This window comes from Falsiroseomonas algicola (genome assembly GCF_011040385.1).
GTDB lineage: Bacteria > Pseudomonadota > Alphaproteobacteria > Acetobacterales > Acetobacteraceae > Falsiroseomonas > Falsiroseomonas algicola.
On record NZ_JAAIKB010000002.1, the window covers coordinates 457814 to 473174 of the forward strand.

The window sequence follows — 15361 nt, forward strand, 5'->3', positions numbered from 1 at the left end:
GGTGTTCAGGACTTCTGCGGGATGCGCGCGACCATGCGCATGGAGGTGGTCAGTTCCTCCATCTGCAGCCAGGGGCGGAGATGCGCGACGGCGTTGTAGACGCCGGGCTTGCCTGGAACCTCCTTGACCTCGATCTGCGCTTCCCGCAGCGGATACTTGGCGCGCGATTCCTGGCCGGCGCCTTCCATCGGGTTGACGTAGTTCTGGATCCAGCGGTTCAGCCAGATCTCGCAATCCGAGGCTTCCATGAAGGAGCCGATCTTGTCCCGCGCCATGACCTTCAGGTAGTGCGCGAAGCGGCTGGTCGCCATCAGATAGGGCAGGCGGGCGGAGATCGCCGCATTCGCGGTCGCTTCCGGCCGGTCGTACTTCTTCGGCTTCTGCACGGATTGCGACCCGAAGAACACCGCGTAATCCGTGTTCTTGTAGTGGCAGAGCGGCAGGAAGCCAAGGCCGGAGAGCTCCGCCTCCCGCCGGTCGGTGATGCCGATCTCGGTCGGGCACTTGGCATCGCTGTCGCCATCGTCGGAGGTGAAGACGTGGTTCGGCAGGTTCGCCACCTTGCCGCCCCCCTCCGCGCCGCGGATCGCGGTGCAGAAGCCATACTGGGCGAAGGCGTCCGTCAGGCGCGCCGCCTTCACATAGGCCGCGTTCATCCAGCAATATTCGTTGTGGTCCATCGAACGCGCGCTACCATCGGCATTGCGCGGCGCTTCCTCATAGGCGAATTCCTCCACCGGCTTGGTCGCGGCGCCGTAGGGCAGGCGCGCGATGACGCGCGGCATGACGAGGGCGACAAACCGCGCATCCTCCGATTCCCGGAAGGACCGCCACTTCGCGTATTCCTGCGTCTCGAAGATCTTCGCGAGGTCGCGTGGCTTGGAGAGCTCGCGCCAATCCTGCATGCCGAACATGCCGGCGCCGACGCCGGAGATGAAGGGCGCGAAGGCGCCGGCGGCGACGTTGGAGATCAGCCGCAGCGTCTCCACATCGTCGGGATGGGCGGTCCACTCATAGTCGCCGACGATGGCGCCGTAGGGTTCGCCGCCCGGCGTGCCGAACTCGTTCTCGTAGAGCTTCTTGAAGAGCTGGCTCTGGTCGAACTCCACCGCGCGCTGCAGGTCGCGGCTGATGTCGCGCTTGCTGGCCTGCAGCATGCGGATCTTCAGGCTCGTCCCCGTCTCGCTGTTGCTGACGAGGTAGTGCAGCCCGCGCCAACTGCCTTCCAGCTGCGTGAAGCGGGGATGGTGCATCACCGCGTTCAGCTGTTCGCTGACCTTGGCGTCGATCGCTGCGATGGCGCGGTCGAAGGTCTGGGTCAGGTTGCGGCTGAAGGTGACGGTGCCCTTCAGCGCTTCCTCGGTCAGCGCCTTGATCAGTTCCTGCGCGCGGTCACGCTCGGTCTGCTTGGTGGCGCCGATGACCTGGTCGAGCAGGCCGAGGCCCGTCTCCTCCGTCGTCGTGGCGCCGCCGGCCGCCTGTGACTGGGTCGAGCTCATGGCTCAGCCCTCCTTCTTGTCGAGGCCGAGCTCGGCGGACAGCGCGTCGAGCTTGGACTTGTCGTTCAGCACCTGCTCCAGCAGCGCCTCGAGCTCGTCGGAGCGATCGACCTTGCTCATGAGGTCGCGGAGCTTGGCCCGCGTCTCCAGCAGCGCCTTCAGCGCCGGCACCTGCTCCGCCACCTTCGCCGGATCGAAATCGTCCATCGACTTGAACTTGAGGTTCACGGACATCTGGCTGCCATCGCCGGCGAGCGTGTTGTCCACCTTCAGGTTCAGGCCGGGCGCGATGCGCGCCATCACGTCGTTGAAGTTGTCCCGGTCGATCTGGACGAACTTCCGCTCCGCCAGCGGCTTCAGCGGCTCCGACGGATCGCCGGCATAGTCGCCCATCACGCCGACGACGAACGGCAGTTCCCGCACGATGGCGGCGCCTTCCGTCTCGACTTCGTAGGTGATGTGCACGCGCGGCTTGCGCACCCGTGCCAGCTTGTCATGGACGCTGCTCATGGCCTCTCGCCGCCCCTTGTCCGTTCCTGCCCTGGTCCGCGGTGCGTCGCGCCGGATGCGCGTTCGCCGTCGCGGATGAGCGAATGTCGCCCCGTCACCTTAGCCCAGTGGCTGACGGGGACGTCAACCATGCCGGGTGCCCGATCCGACCCGATCGCGTGATACGCGTTTCGCGTGTTTCGCGACGCTGTCGTCACTGCGTCGATTCCGGCCGGATGCCGAGGCGCGACAGCATGCCGAAGCGCGCTTCCTCATCCGGGATGATCTCCGCCAGCAACTCCGGCAGGGTCATCCGCCCGCGCCGCACCGCTTCCTCCAGCGTATAGGCGAGCGGCGAGTGCGGCTCCGTCGCGCGGAAGAAGTCGGCGATGCGGCCGAGTTCACGCAGCGCATCCTCCCGCGTGCGGATCGGCCCCGCAGCGCCAGCGGCCGCTGCCGTCGACACGGGAGCCGCGCCGCCGCCGATGGCCGGTGCCGCAACGCTGTCCTCCGCGGCGGCAGCGGGTGTCGCCGTCTCCGGCCCCAGAAGGCGGCGCGTGACGGCGATGATGCGCTCCACCACCGTCACCACGTTGCGGGTGGAAGGTGCCTCGGCCCCGAAGCGGTTCTCCGTGACCTCCGCCATGGCGCGCCAGGCTTCGAGCGCCGCCTCCGCGGATTGCGCGACGCCTGAGAGGAAGGCGCGATCCATCCGCGCCTCCGCTTCCAGCGTCGCAAGTTCCGGCACCCCCGCATCGCGGCGTGCCTGACGGCGCTCCTCATTCGCGATGCCGTCCGTCTCCTCCGCCTGGTCCCACTGGTAGAGGCCAAGCGGCGAGCCATCGGCGCGGCGGAACAGCGGCAGGCGGCGCAGTGGCTGCATGACCGTGCCATCGACGCCGGCGCCGGCCAGGCCGCCGATAGGGGCGGCACGGCCGTCCAGCCCTTCGTCGTCGGGCAGCGGGAAGGCCCAGTCCCAGTAGCTGTCGCAGAGCCCGCGAATCAGCGTCGCACCAGCCGACAGGCCATCGAGCCCATGCTGACGCACGAGCGCTTCCGTCAGCCAGGACGCGATCTCCAGGTCCTTGGTGCGGCTCCCCAGCGCCTCGACGCCGATGCGTGCGACATCGCGCCAGCCATCCGCCACGGGCGCTTCCGTATCGCCATCCGCATCGCGCGCCCGTTCCTCCGCCCGCGCAGCGGCGCGCGCATCGCGCAGGCGCTGATAGGGGGATGATGGCGAGTAGTCATCGCGCAGGTCCTGGCCTGCGCCGCCATCGCTGCCGTCGATCGGCGCGAGCAATGCATCGATGTCGATGGGGTGACCCGTCATGTCGTTCTTATAGCCTCGCCCCGGCGTGACTTTTGTGTTGCGCTGTTTCGCGCGCCTCGTTTCGCTCTGGACCCGCAACCGGCCGTTGTGGATGCTGTCGATCGTCAGCCTGCCATCGGCCGGCGACGCGGACCAGCGGCTTTTTCGCCGGCACGGCAAGGGACAACGTTCGAATGGTCGCAGTCGATCTCAAATCCGTTGTCGGTCGCCTCAGCGAGATCGGTCGCCGCCAGCTTGAAGCGGCCGCGGGCCTCACGCTGTCACGCAGCCACTACAATGTCGAGATCGAGCACGTCCTGCTCAAGCTGGTGGAGACCGCTGGCAGCGACGTGGCGGCGATCCTCCGCAAGCAGAATGTCGATGCGGGCCGCGTCGCGACGGAACTCACCCGCGCGCTCGACCGGCTGCGCACCGGCAATGCCCGCGCGCCCTCGCTCTCGCCTGACATCGTCACCTGGCTGCGCGAAGCCTGGCTGATCGCATCGCTCGAAGCGGGGGCCACGCGAATCCGCAGCGGCCACCTGCTCGCCGCGCTGCTGTCCGATGACGCGCTGGCCCGCGCGCTGAAGGACAGCAGCCCGACCCTGTCCGCCTTGCCGGCCGACGCCATCCGCAAGAACCTGGCAGACCTCGCCGCAGGCAGCGAGGAAGGCGCGCAGGCCGAGGCTGCCGCGGCCCCGGGCGCGGCCGCGCCGGCTGGCGATGCGCCGCGCGGTGGCGGGCCGCTCGAGCAGTTCTGCACCGACCTGACGGCGCAGGCCAAGGCGGGCAAGATCGACCCGATCCTCGGCCGCGATGCCGAGATCCGGCAGATGGTCGACATCCTCACGCGCCGTCGCCAGAACAACCCGATCCTCACCGGCGAACCCGGTGTCGGCAAGACGGCGGTGGTGGAAGGCCTGGCGCTGCGCATCGCCGCCGGCGACGTGCCCGCCGCGTTGAAGAACGTGAAGCTCATGTCCCTCGACCTCGGCCTGCTGCAGGCGGGCGCCGGCGTGAAGGGGGAGTTCGAGAATCGGCTGAAGGGCGTCATCGACACGGTGAAGGCCTCGCCCACGCCGATCGTCATGTTCATCGACGAGGCCCATACGCTGATCGGCGCCGGCGGGCAGGCCGGGCAGAATGATGCCGCGAACCTGCTGAAGCCCGCCCTCGCGCGTGGCGAATTGCGCTGCGTCGCCGCAACCACCTGGGCAGAGTACAAGAAGTACTTCGAGAAGGACGCCGCGCTGACCCGCCGCTTCCAGGTCGTGAAGGTCGAGGAGCCGTCGGAGCCGCTGGCGATGGCCATGCTGCGTGGCCTGGTGAAGACGCTGGAGAAGCATCACGGCGTACGCATCCTCGATGAGGCGATCGAGGACGCCGTGAAGCTCTCCGCGCGCTTCATCCCGTCACGCCAGCTGCCGGACAAGGGCGTCTCGCTGCTCGACACCGCCTGCGCCCGGGTCGCCATGAGCCAGGCTTCCGTGCCGGCGCCGGTCGAGGATCGCATCCGCCGGATCGAACTGGTGACGACGGAGATCGGTGCCATCGGGCGCGAGCTTGCGACCGGCGCGGACCACGCGGCGCGCATCGCGGCGCTGGAGGCGGATCGCAGCAAGGCGCAGTCCGAGCTCGACGCGCTGAATGCGCGGTGGGAACAGGAGAAGGCGCTCGTCGCCCGCATGCGCGATCTTCGCGCAGCGGCGGAGAGCGCGGCGCTTGACCTCACGCCGGGCGCGCCGGCACAGGACGCCGCCGCGATCCGTGCCGAACTCTCCGAAGTCGCCGCCTCCTTGAAGGCGCTGCAGGGCGAGGAGCCGCTGGTGCATCCCGTGGTGGATGGCCAGGCCGTCGCGGAAGTCGTCGCGACCTGGACCGGCATCCCGGTCGGCCGCATGGTCTCCGATGAGATCAAGACGGTGCTGAACCTGAAGCAGAAGCTGATGGAGCGCGTTGTCGGCCAGGACCATGCGCTGGACGCCATCGCGCAGGCCATCCGCACCAGCCGCGCCGGCCTGACCGATCCGCGCAAGCCGATCGGTGTCTTCCTCATGGCCGGCACGTCGGGCGTCGGCAAGACGGAGACGGCACTGGCGGTGGCAGACCTGCTCTACGGTGGCGAACAAAACCTTACAGTGATCAACATGAGCGAGTTCAAGGAGGAGCATAAGGTATCGCTCCTCATGGGCTCGCCCCCCGGCTATGTCGGCTACGGCGAAGGTGGCGTGCTCACCGAAGCCGTGCGGCGCCGGCCCTATTCCGTCGTACTGCTCGATGAGATGGAGAAGGCCCATCCCGGCGTGCAGGACGTCTTCTACCAGGTCTTCGACAAGGGGCAGATGAAGGACGGGGAGGGGCGGGATATCGATTTCCGCAACACCGTCGTCATCATGACCTCCAATGCCGGCACGGACACGATCGCGAAGCTCTGCGCGGACCCCGACACGGCGCCCGACCCGGAGCCGCTGCGCGAGGCGCTGCAGCCTGACCTGCTCAAGGTCTTCAAGCCGGCCTTCCTCGGCCGCTGCAACGTCGTCATCTACTATCCGCTGGCGGATGAGATCCTGAAGAAGATCTGCGTCCTCAAGCTGCGCAGCATCGGCAAGCGGGTGATGGAGAATTACGGCGTACCGCTGCTGTTCGATGACAGCGTCCCGGAGACCATCGTCTCCCGCTGCAAGGAAGTGGAGAGCGGTGCGCGCAACATCGACAACATCCTGAGCCGCACGCTGCTGCCCGAGCTTTCCGCGGGCATCCTGGCGCGCCTGGCGGAGGGGCAGGAGATCACCCGGGTGCAGGTCGGCGTCGCTGACGACGGCGGCTTCCGGTACGACCTCGGTTAGGGGCCCCGCGACCGAGGCTGACCGAGGCGGGGACGGCGAACAATCCAGCAGCGAAGGAACGACCAATGGCTGTTTTCGTGAAGTATGGCTCCCTCAAGGGTGAGGCGACAGCGGAGGGCTACAAGGACTGGGCCGAGGTCAACAGCTTCCAGTGGGGCGTGGGGCGCGGCATCTCCGCTGGCGTCGGCGGCGGCTCGAAGCGCGAGGCGACGGCGCCGAGCGTCAGCGAGATCGTGGTGACGAAGTCCATGGACGCCTTCTCGCCGCTCATCCTCAAGGAAGCGATCGGCGGCGCGGCGAGCAAGGTCGAGGTGCACATGACGCAGACCGACCAGAGCGGGAAGCACATCGCGTACCAGAAGTACATCCTGGAGAACACGCTGGTCAGCGGCTACAGCATCAGCGCGGGCGGCGACCGTCCGAGCGAGTCCATCTCGCTGAACTTCACGAAGTTCGACAGCGAGTACATCAAGATCGACGACAAGTTCAAGTCGGCGACGACGGGGCATGTCATCTACGACCTGTCCACGGCGAAGTCCGGCTGAACCATCGCCAGGCGCCGGGGCCAGCCCCCCGGCGTCACCGCCGGCCCCAGGAACGCCGCGCCCCGCCAGGCGCGGCGTTCTTGTATTCAGCGGGGCACGACGGCGATGGGGAAGCTGCGCAACTCGCGGCTCGCGGTTCGGAAGACGGCGTCCTGGTTGTGCTGCTTCTCCCGCGCCAATTGCGGCACGCGGCGCATGACCCATTCGCCGAGCGCCAGCGCGCTGACGCGGCCCTCGCCATCCGTCGCGGCGCGGCCCTGCAGGGCCTCCCTCACCGCGAAGGCGAAAACCCCGTTGCGGTCATCGTAGCTGTCCAGCGCCTCCTGCACGCTGGTCGAGGCGGCGAGGAGGAAGCGGCCCGTCTCGTTCCCGAGTGCGGAGAGTTGGTCCATCGTCAGCTGGCCTGCATGGCAGGTGTCGAGCAGCAGCAGGCCGTCGCGGGCGCGGATACGCGCGATGGCGGCGACCAGTTGTGAATCCTCGATGCCCTGGCGGCGGAGCGTGGCCCAGTTGCTGGTGTCCGTGGCGTCATGCGGCAGGAAGAGGAAGCGCTGGTCAGGCTCCGTCCGTACGCCATGGCCGGCGATGTAGAGGACGAAGGTGTCTGTCGGCAGTGTCGTGCGCGCCACTTCCTCCAGCGCGTCCAGCACGCCGCGCCGCGTGGCCTGGCGGTCCCGCAGCACCGTCACGCGCACGTCGCGGAACAGCGTGCCGGCCCGCGCGCGAAGGGTGTCCGCGACGACCTGCGCGTCGGGCACGGCGAAGTTCAGGTTCAGCGCCGGGTTCGCGTACTGGTTCACGCCGATGGCCAGCACGATCAGACGTCCGGCATCCGCCGCGGGCTCGGGCTCTCCCGCACGCCGTACGTCCATGGCCGGGCCTTCCGCGAACAGCGCCCGGTCCTCGGCGTAAAGGCGCGTGGTCACGCGGTTGGCGCCGGCATCGAGTGGCACGTCGGCTTGCAACTGTCCGGCCGCAGCTTCCGCGCGCACAGCGATGCGGTCATTGACCAGCACATCGAGCGGCCCGAGTCCGAGGCCGCGATCCGTGACCGTGAAGCCAAGGCGCAGTGCCGTCGCATCCGCCGGCAGGCTTCGCGAATCCCAGGCCACCGGCGTGCAGCCCGCCGGCGTCACGGCGCAGGCGCTGCGCGGTGCGAGCACCGGCAGGCGACCGACGCGCGCCCGCAACTCGCCGAGTTGCGCCAGGCGTTCACGGGCCGGCGCGCCATCGCCGGCGATCCGGGCGCGGACCGCGGCCGGCGCGTAGAGCGCGCGATAGGCCTGCTGGAAGCTTGCCCATTCGGGCGTCTGCGCCCGGCCGCCATTCAGGTGCAGCCCCACCAGTTCCTGCCCGCCATTGGGGGCGTGGTCGAACAGCCCCTCCGGCGTCCACAGCACCCAGCGCAGGGACTGCGCGTGGATGAACAGCGCTGCCTGCTCCACGATCCGCCCTGCGCCGAGCCGCCACCAGCGCAGCGTGCCGTCGCCGAGCGCACCCACGGCGACATCGCCGGCGATGGTCAGGCCCCAGACGGCGCCGGGGACGGGGAGGGATGCGATGGGCCTGCCGCCGGCATCGAACAGCCGGAGGCTGTTGTCAGTGCCGATGAGGACGCCGGCGTCATCCGCCAGCAACGCCGCGCTGCGCGAGAATTCGCCATCGCCGAGCCGCAGCGGCACCTGGCCGATTCGCGGCCGGTTCGCGTTGCGCCAATCCGCCAGCGGGAGCCGCGCGCTGCCGGTGCGGGTGGCAACGAACCCGGCGCCGTCACCGCCATCGCGCGCCAGCGCGCCGGCCAGGGCGTCGAAGACCAGCGGCGCATCGCCGGGACGCAGCGCGATCCTCACGCGCGTGCCGTCAGGCGAGGTCATCAGCGAGACACCGGTGTTTCGGAAATCCGCGCCCGGCGGACGCGGCGCCAGGGCGAGCGTGCCGTCCGGCGCGACGCGCCCCCAGCCCGGATCCGCCGCCGCATAGACGACGCCACCGGTCGGCAGCGGCACGAGTTGCGCGATGGCGTCGCGCGCCGCGGCGATGTCGGTCGCCGGTCCGAGGCCGAAATCCGTCCAGCGGCGGATGACGAAATCACGCCGCGCTTCCGCAGCGCCAGCAGAGGAGCCCGGCGCCGCGATGCCGCGGCCTGCAACCGGCGTAACGCTGCGGCGTGCATAGCCCGCGGCATGAAGCTGCACGCCGCCGCGCGCATCATGCGCCCAGGTCACGGCGGGTAGGCCCTCTCCCGCCAGGCCCGATACATCGGGCGCGAAGAGGCTGCGGAGGTCGCTCGCGGCCAGCACCTCGACGCGCAGGCGATCCTCGAAGCCCAACGCCAGCAGCGCGCCGTCCGGCGACCAGGCCAGGCCGAAGGGGCGGCCGCCCTGCACGGGGGCTCGATCCGCCGTCTTCCGCCCGTTGCGGTCATAGACGCGCAGCCTGCCATCCGCGCCGCTCGCGGCCAGGCGATCGCCAGCGGGATCGAAGGCGACCATGCGGGCGGGCGCCGTGAAGCCCGTATCCTCCCAGAGCGGCGTGCCGTTCCGCGCATCCCACACCCTGATCCCGGCGCGACCGCCAAGCGCCGCCGCGACGCGCGTGCCATCGGCGGAGACGGCGAGGTGCTGCACCGGCGCGGGCAGGCCCGGCAGCCGCGCCACCAGTCGCCCGGTGGAGGTGTCGAAGAGGTAGATGGCGAAGCTGCGGTCCCAGGCGGCGCCGGTCCAGCCTGCCGCGAAGGCGCGCCTTCCATCGGGCGTCAGCGCGACGGCGTAGAGCTCGCCCTCAGCCTCCGTCCCGATGGGCGGCCGCAGCACAGCGCGCAGCGTGCCGTCCGGGAGGTCCCAGAGCCGGAGCGTCTTGTCGTCGGACACGCTGGCAAGGATGCGGCCTTCCCCATCCGTGGCCAGCCTGGCGACGGGCGCGGTATGGGCCGCGGCTTCCACGCGCAGGAAGGGCTGTTGCGGCGGCTCCGGCGCGCCCTGCGCCAGGGCACCGCCGATCGTCGCCAGCAGCAGGAAGGCCGCGGCCGCCAGACCGCGCATGGTCAGCTCGCCAGTTCGAAGCCCGCGCCTTGCGCCAGGCGCTCGGTGTTCTCAAGGCTCTGGGAGAAGTTGTCGCGGCGCGCGATGTTGCTGGCGGCCAGCGAGCGGAAGTCACCGCCGGTGGCGCCCGTCGGGGGCGGCGGCGCGCTGCCGAGCGTCCTCGCTTCGGGGAAGGCGCTGCTGGGCGCATAGCCGCGCACGCCGGAGGCCGTCTCCACCATGGTGAAGCCGTTGTAGGAGGGGCGAAGCGTCACCGCCTCCCGCGCCGAGATCTGGGTCACTTCCGGCGCGTTCGGATCGGGCCGCAGCTTGAGCGCGACGGTGCTGCGCGCCTGCACCGGCACGGCGCGGGAGACGCGGGCCCCGGACAGGACCTGGTCCTTGGTGCCGGGGGCGATGTTCTCGATCGCGACGTCAAATTGCTGGCCACGCTCGCCGATCTTGTCGTTGATGCTGCGGGCCAGCGCCAGGTCGCGCTGCGTGCGGGCGCGCACATCCGCCAACTGCGCTTCCGCCTGCGGGCGCGTCACCTGGCCGGCGCGGAAGGCCTGGCGGATGCGCTGCGCCGTGCCGAAGCGGCAGTCCATCAGCTGGGTATAGGCGACCCAGGTGCGATCGATCTGCGCGTTCTCCGCTGCCAGGTCGTTGGCCACCGCCATGTTGAGCGAAGCCTGGTCCTGCGCCTGCTGCTGGCGGGCAGAGAAGTAGCCCGCCGTACCGCCGACCACCGCGCCGCCCACGGCGCCGATCGCGGCGCCGGTCGCGATGTTCCTCCCACGACCGCCAGAGGCCGCGGCGAGAAGCGCGCCGAGCGCCGCGCCACCCACGGCACCGATCGCCGCGCCGCGGATGATGTCCTCCGCGAAGAAGTTGCCGGTGCTGTCCAGCGCCACGACCTGCGCGCGGCAGGCATCCGTCCCGTCATCCGCGCCGATCCGTCCCTCACGCGTGCTGACGCAGGCCGTCAGCATCGCCGCTGCCGTCAGCACCGCGATGCTCCGCTGCAAGCGGCTCCGCAGCGGGGGCTGCAAGCGACCTTGCCTCGGGCGTTCCAACCCAGGCGCCTGCGAGGGCGAAAGCGGGGCGTGCGTGATCGACATGGCGCTGCCTTCGGTAACCGACTGTTTCGCGAAGGCTATCAGCCCTTTCGGCCCTGGGCCATCCCGGAATGCGCGCCGCGCAGCATGGCGCAACACACGACACGAAGCAGGCCTTGCTTTCGTCCCGCCGGCGGCGTGTCTATCCTGGTTCGCAACGCGATCCGGTCCTCGCCGCCACGGGGGACTGCAACGGAGGGCCTGGCCGGCATGCAGCCTCCCCGACTACTGACCATCAGGACACCCCTCGGGGACGGTGCGCTGACCGTGGTGAAGCTCAGCGCGACCGAGGAGCTGGGCCTGCCCTATGCGGTCGAGGCGGAGGTGTTGGGCATCGGCGCGATCGTGCCGCCGGAGAAGCTGCTGAACCAGGATGTCACCATCACGGTCACGCAGCGGGGACCGAGCCCCTTCATCCGCCACTTCCACGGCATGGTCGCCGAATTCCGCAAGCTGTCACCCGGCCCGGCCAACCGGATGACCTATCGTCTGGTGCTGGTGCCGCATCTCTGGCGGCTCGGCCTGCGGCGCAACTGCCGTATCTGGCAGGACCGCACGGTGAAGGAGATCGTGACGGCCGTGCTGAAGGATCACGGCCTGCCCGAGCCCAGCTGGAACATGGTGCAGGCGGAGGCCATCCCCTATTGCACCCAGTTCAACGAGACGGACCTCGCCTTCGTCTCCCGGCTGCTGGAGGAGCATGGCCTCAGCTACTATTTCAAGCACAGTGCGGGCGGGCATGAGCTGTGCGTGGCGGGTGCGGCCGCCAGTTTCCCGCAGGGCGACCCGCCTGTGGTGGTCGCGGTGCATGGTGATGCGAGCCTCGATACCTATGGCCAGTGGCGGCGCCTGAACCGCACGCGCGGCTTCACCACCGTGCTCGATGACATGGATGCGGAGCGCAGCCGGCCGTCGGAGGTGCTGAGCAAGACTCGCCCGACGCGCACCTATGTCGAGGAGCCCAGCATGCCGGGCGCCGCGGAGAACTACTTCTGGCCCGGCGGCATGAGCACGCGACCCGGCCTCGATCCTGCCGAGGTCTCGATGAGCGACCAGGAGGCGCGGAGCGAGGAGTACGGCGCCGCGGCGCTGGATCCGCGCCACGCCGTCGGCACCCGCGTCGCGGTGACGGTGATGCACGAGGATGGGTCGCAGAAATCCAACCAGTTCCTGATCACCGCCGCGCGGCATGAGGCGGTGGACAATTCGGGCCTAGTCGCGGGTGCCGGCACGCTGGAGAGCTATCGCGCCAACCTGGCGCTCGCCTTCACCGCGCGGCGCTGGGTGCCGCCGCCACGTCATCCGCGCCCCGCCATGCCGGGGATGCATTCGGCCAAGGTCACCGGGCCGCCGGGCGAGAAGATCCATGTGGACGAGTTCGGCCGCATCAAGGTGAAGTTCCGCTGGGATCGCTGGGGGAAGGATGACGACACCTCCTCCTGCTGGGTGCGCGTCATGCAGTCGGTCGCGGGCAGCTGGGGCGGCGCCTGGTACCTGCCGCGCGTCGGGGATGAGGTGCTGGTCGCCTTCCTCGATGGCGATCCGGATCGGCCCGTCGTCGTCGGTTCGGTCTATGGCAAGGATTCGCCGCCGCCCTTCAAGCTGCCGGCCAACAAGACGCAGACGGGCTACGTCACGCGCAGCTACAAGTCGGACAGCGCAGCGGATGCGAACATCCTGCGCTTCGAAGACAAGAAGGGATCGGAAGAGGTCCTTCTCCACGCCCAGAAGGACCTCACGGTCGAGGTCGAGCATGACGAGGAGCGCAAGGTCGGGCATGACCAGACGGAGGTCGTGCAGAACGCCCGCACCGTGACCATCAAGGACAGCGACGACAAGCTGACGCTGGAGAAGGGCAACCGCGAGGACACGATCAAGATGGGGAACGACACCCTCTCGATCGACATGGGCAACCGGTCCACCACCCTAAAGATGGGCAATGACACGACCGAGCTGAAGATGGGCAACCTGTCCATCAAATGCGACCTCGGCGCCGTGACGATCGAGGCGATGCAGAGCATCACGCTGAAGGTCGGACAGTCCTCCATCGTGGTGGACCAGATGGGCGTGACCGTGAAGGGGATGATCATCCAGTCGGAAGCGCAGCTTCTCATGAAGCTCAAGGCCCTCATGCTCCAGGACAAGGCCGATGCCCTGGCGCAGATCGAGGGCGGCATCGTGATGATCAACTGACCATGGCCGAGACCCTTCCCAAGCTGGCCTCTCCGCTTCCGCCGCTGCTGCCGCGGCTGGAGCTCGAGCCGCCGGCGCTGTCGCTGCTCGATGGCTTGCCGACCGCGGCCGAGGGCATCCTGAAGCTGGAAGCCGCGGGCCTGCGGAACGAGGCCGCGCGCCTCGCCGCCCATGCGCTGCCGAAGCGGGAGGCGGTGTGGTGGGGCTGCATGTGCGCCCGCGCCGTGCCCGACCCCGCGCTGCTGCCCGTGGACGCCGATGCGCTGCTGGCCGCCGAGGCCTGGGTGCGCAAGCCGAATGAGGAGACGCTGCGCCGCGCGGCGATGGAGGCGGCACAGCGCACGGCCTTCCGCTCGCCCGAGGCCTGGGCCGCCGTCGGCGCCTTCTGGTCCGGCGGCAGCATGGCGCCGGCGGGCCAGCCCGTGGTGCCGCCGCCGGATCACCTGACTGGCGTCGCCGTCAGCGGCGGCGTCGTTCTCGCCGCCGTGCGGCTGCGGCCCGAACGGGCGCAGGATCGCCTGGCGCGCTTCCTCGTCGCGGCGCGGGACATCGCGGCCGGCGGCGCGGGGCGCATCGCGCCGGAGGAGAGCTGAGATGCCCGGACCGCCCGCCGCCCGCATCACCGACATGCATGTCTGCCCGATGGTGACGCCCGGCGTGCCGCCGATTCCGCATGTCGGCGGGCCCATCATGACCGGCGCGCCCACCGTCATCGTCGGCAAGATGCCGCAGGCGCGCATCAGCGACATGTGCCTCTGCGTCGGCCCGCCCGACGTCATCATCAAGGGCAGTGCGACGGTGCTGGTGTGCAAGATGCCGGCGGCGCGCATCGGCGACAATTGCGCGCATGGCGGCGTCATCGTCATGGGCTTTCCCACCGTGATGATCGGGGGCTGAGGCGGCGATGGCGGAGATCACGCTATCCGTCCTGCGCTGCCCCGACACGGTGGTGCCGGAGCAGCGACGTGCGAGCGGGGGCGAGCTCAGCCTCGGCCGTGGGGCGGAATGCGACTGGGTGCTGGCGGACCCGGACCGCGTGCTGTCGAAGAAGCATTGCGTGCTGGAGTTCTTCGGCGGCGGCTGGCAGGTGCGCGACACCTCCACCAACGGCACCTTCGTCAACCACGCTTCCTCGCCGGTCGGACGCGACCAGGTGAAGCCGCTGATGGATGGCGACCGCCTCCGCCTGGGCAGTTACGAGATCGAGGTGCGGATCGCGGAGGCGCCGGCGGCATCCGGCGGCTGGGGCGGCGCGGCCGATCCTTTCGCGCCGCAGGCGCGGGACCCCTATTCGCCGCAGGCGCGGGATCCCTATGCAGTGGCGCCGCGCGATCCCTTCGCGGCGGAGGCGCCGAACCCCTTCGCGCCGCCGCCGCCGCGCTTCGATTCGACGCCGCTGCCGGGCCTCTCGCCGCCGGCGCGCGGCGGGCTGCTGCCCGACGATTTCGATCCCTTCGCCGACAATGCGGCACCGATGCCGGACCACGCGCCATCGACGGCCGAGGCCTTCATGGTCCCGCCCTCTCGGCCCGTCGGCAAGGCGCTGATCCCGGACGATTGGGACCTTGGCCTGACGCCCACGCCAACGCCGGCCCCACCGCCGGCGCCGATGCCGCCGCCGCCGGTGATGAACCCATTCGCCGAAGCGCCGATGCCGCCGCCGGTGGCACCAGCGCCCCCGCCCGCCGCCATTGCCCCGCCACCGCCTATCGCGCCCGCGCCGATGCCCAGTGATGCGGCCGCCGCACTCGCCGCGCTGTTTGAGGGTGCGGGCCTGCCGCCCGCCATGGCGGCGCGTGCTCAGCAGGATCCCGATGCCGCGCTGCGTGCCGCCGGCGCCATGCTGCGCGCGGCGGTGGCCGGCCTCCGTGCGCTGCTGATCGCGCGGGCCGATGTGAAGCGGGAATTCCGCATCGAGCAGACGATGCTCCGGGCCAGCGACAACAACCCGCTGAAATTCGCGGCGACCGAGGAGCAGGCCCTGGCCGCGCTGCTCGACCCCCGATCGCCCGCACTGCGCGCGGTGCAGGAGACGGTGGACGATTTGACGGCGCATCAGGTGGCGGGGCTCGCCGCGACGCAGGCCGCGGCCCGCGCGCTGCTGGAACGGCTGGCGCCGGCTTCGCTGGAAGCGGAAGACCCCGGCGGCGGCCTGCTGCCGGGGGCGAAGGAGAAGCGGCTGTGGGAGGCGTACAAGCGCCGCCACGCGCAGCTGGTCGACCAGTTCGAGGACGATTTCGACAGCGCCTTCGGCAAGGCCTTCGCTCGCGCCTACGAACAGGCGACGGGCAAGCGCGGCCGGTGACGCGAATGCCGTGCCACGGCACGGCCGATAGAGG

General features: G+C 70.1%; 11 protein-coding genes. 6 read left to right on the forward strand and 5 right to left on the reverse strand.

Going from position 1 to position 15361, the window contains the following annotated elements; all coding sequences use genetic code 11:
- Nucleotides 1-5: 5 nt before the first annotated feature.
- The 3 genes from tssC to tssA form a co-directional block, all read right to left on the reverse strand.
- Nucleotides 6-1499 (reverse strand): type VI secretion system contractile sheath large subunit, encoded by a 1494-nt coding sequence (gene tssC / locus G3576_RS07475; protein WP_164693715.1) that lies wholly within the window; start codon nucleotides 1497-1499, stop codon nucleotides 6-8.
- Between the two features lie 3 nt (nucleotides 1500-1502).
- A complete protein-coding gene (gene tssB / locus G3576_RS07480; RefSeq protein WP_164693716.1) occupies nucleotides 1503-2009 on the reverse strand; it encodes a type VI secretion system contractile sheath small subunit in 507 nt (168 codons plus the stop codon).
- A gap of 193 nt (nucleotides 2010-2202) precedes the next feature.
- A complete protein-coding gene (gene tssA / locus G3576_RS07485) occupies nucleotides 2203-3321 on the reverse strand; it encodes a type VI secretion system protein TssA (protein WP_164693717.1) in 1119 nt (372 codons plus the stop codon).
- A 173-nt stretch (nucleotides 3322-3494) separates the two neighbouring features.
- Between tssA and tssH the strand changes: the two genes are divergently transcribed.
- Nucleotides 3495-6146 carry a type VI secretion system ATPase TssH gene (tssH, locus tag G3576_RS07490; protein WP_164693718.1) on the forward strand — a complete coding sequence of 884 codons (2652 nt, stop codon included), beginning with the start codon at nucleotides 3495-3497 and terminating at the stop codon, nucleotides 6144-6146.
- Nucleotides 6147-6211: 65 nt separating this feature from the next.
- Nucleotides 6212-6691 (forward strand): Hcp family type VI secretion system effector, encoded by a 480-nt coding sequence (locus G3576_RS07495; RefSeq protein WP_164693719.1) that lies wholly within the window; start codon nucleotides 6212-6214, stop codon nucleotides 6689-6691.
- 86 nt (nucleotides 6692-6777) lie between these two features.
- Here the strand turns inward: G3576_RS07495 and G3576_RS07500 are convergent, their stop codons facing one another.
- Entirely contained in the window at nucleotides 6778-9732 is a 2955-nt protein-coding gene (locus G3576_RS07500; protein WP_164693720.1) for a caspase family protein, read from the reverse strand.
- Nucleotides 9733-9734: 2 nt separating this feature from the next.
- The gene (locus tag G3576_RS07505) at nucleotides 9735-10763 is read right to left on the reverse strand and encodes a glycine zipper domain-containing protein (protein ID WP_164693721.1); all 1029 of its coding nucleotides are present in this window, start codon (nucleotides 10761-10763) and stop codon (nucleotides 9735-9737) included.
- Between the two features lie 276 nt (nucleotides 10764-11039).
- Here G3576_RS07505 and G3576_RS07510 point away from each other — a divergent pair, with 276 nt between their 5' ends.
- From G3576_RS07510 to tagH, 4 genes are read left to right on the forward strand one after another with little or no spacing between them, the layout of a single operon-like run.
- Nucleotides 11040-13022 carry a type VI secretion system Vgr family protein gene (locus G3576_RS07510; protein ID WP_164693722.1) on the forward strand — a complete coding sequence of 661 codons (1983 nt, stop codon included), beginning with the start codon at nucleotides 11040-11042 and terminating at the stop codon, nucleotides 13020-13022.
- 2 nt (nucleotides 13023-13024) lie between these two features.
- Entirely contained in the window at nucleotides 13025-13615 is a 591-nt protein-coding gene (locus G3576_RS07515) for a DUF6931 family protein (RefSeq protein ID WP_164693723.1), read from the forward strand.
- A gap of 1 nt (nucleotide 13616) precedes the next feature.
- Nucleotides 13617-13919, forward strand: a complete 303-nt coding sequence (locus tag G3576_RS07520) for a PAAR domain-containing protein (RefSeq protein WP_164693724.1) — start codon at nucleotides 13617-13619, stop codon at nucleotides 13917-13919.
- Between the two features lie 7 nt (nucleotides 13920-13926).
- Entirely contained in the window at nucleotides 13927-15327 is a 1401-nt protein-coding gene (gene tagH, locus G3576_RS07525; RefSeq protein WP_164693725.1) for a type VI secretion system-associated FHA domain protein TagH, read from the forward strand.
- The last annotated feature ends 34 nt before the right edge of the window (nucleotides 15328-15361 follow it).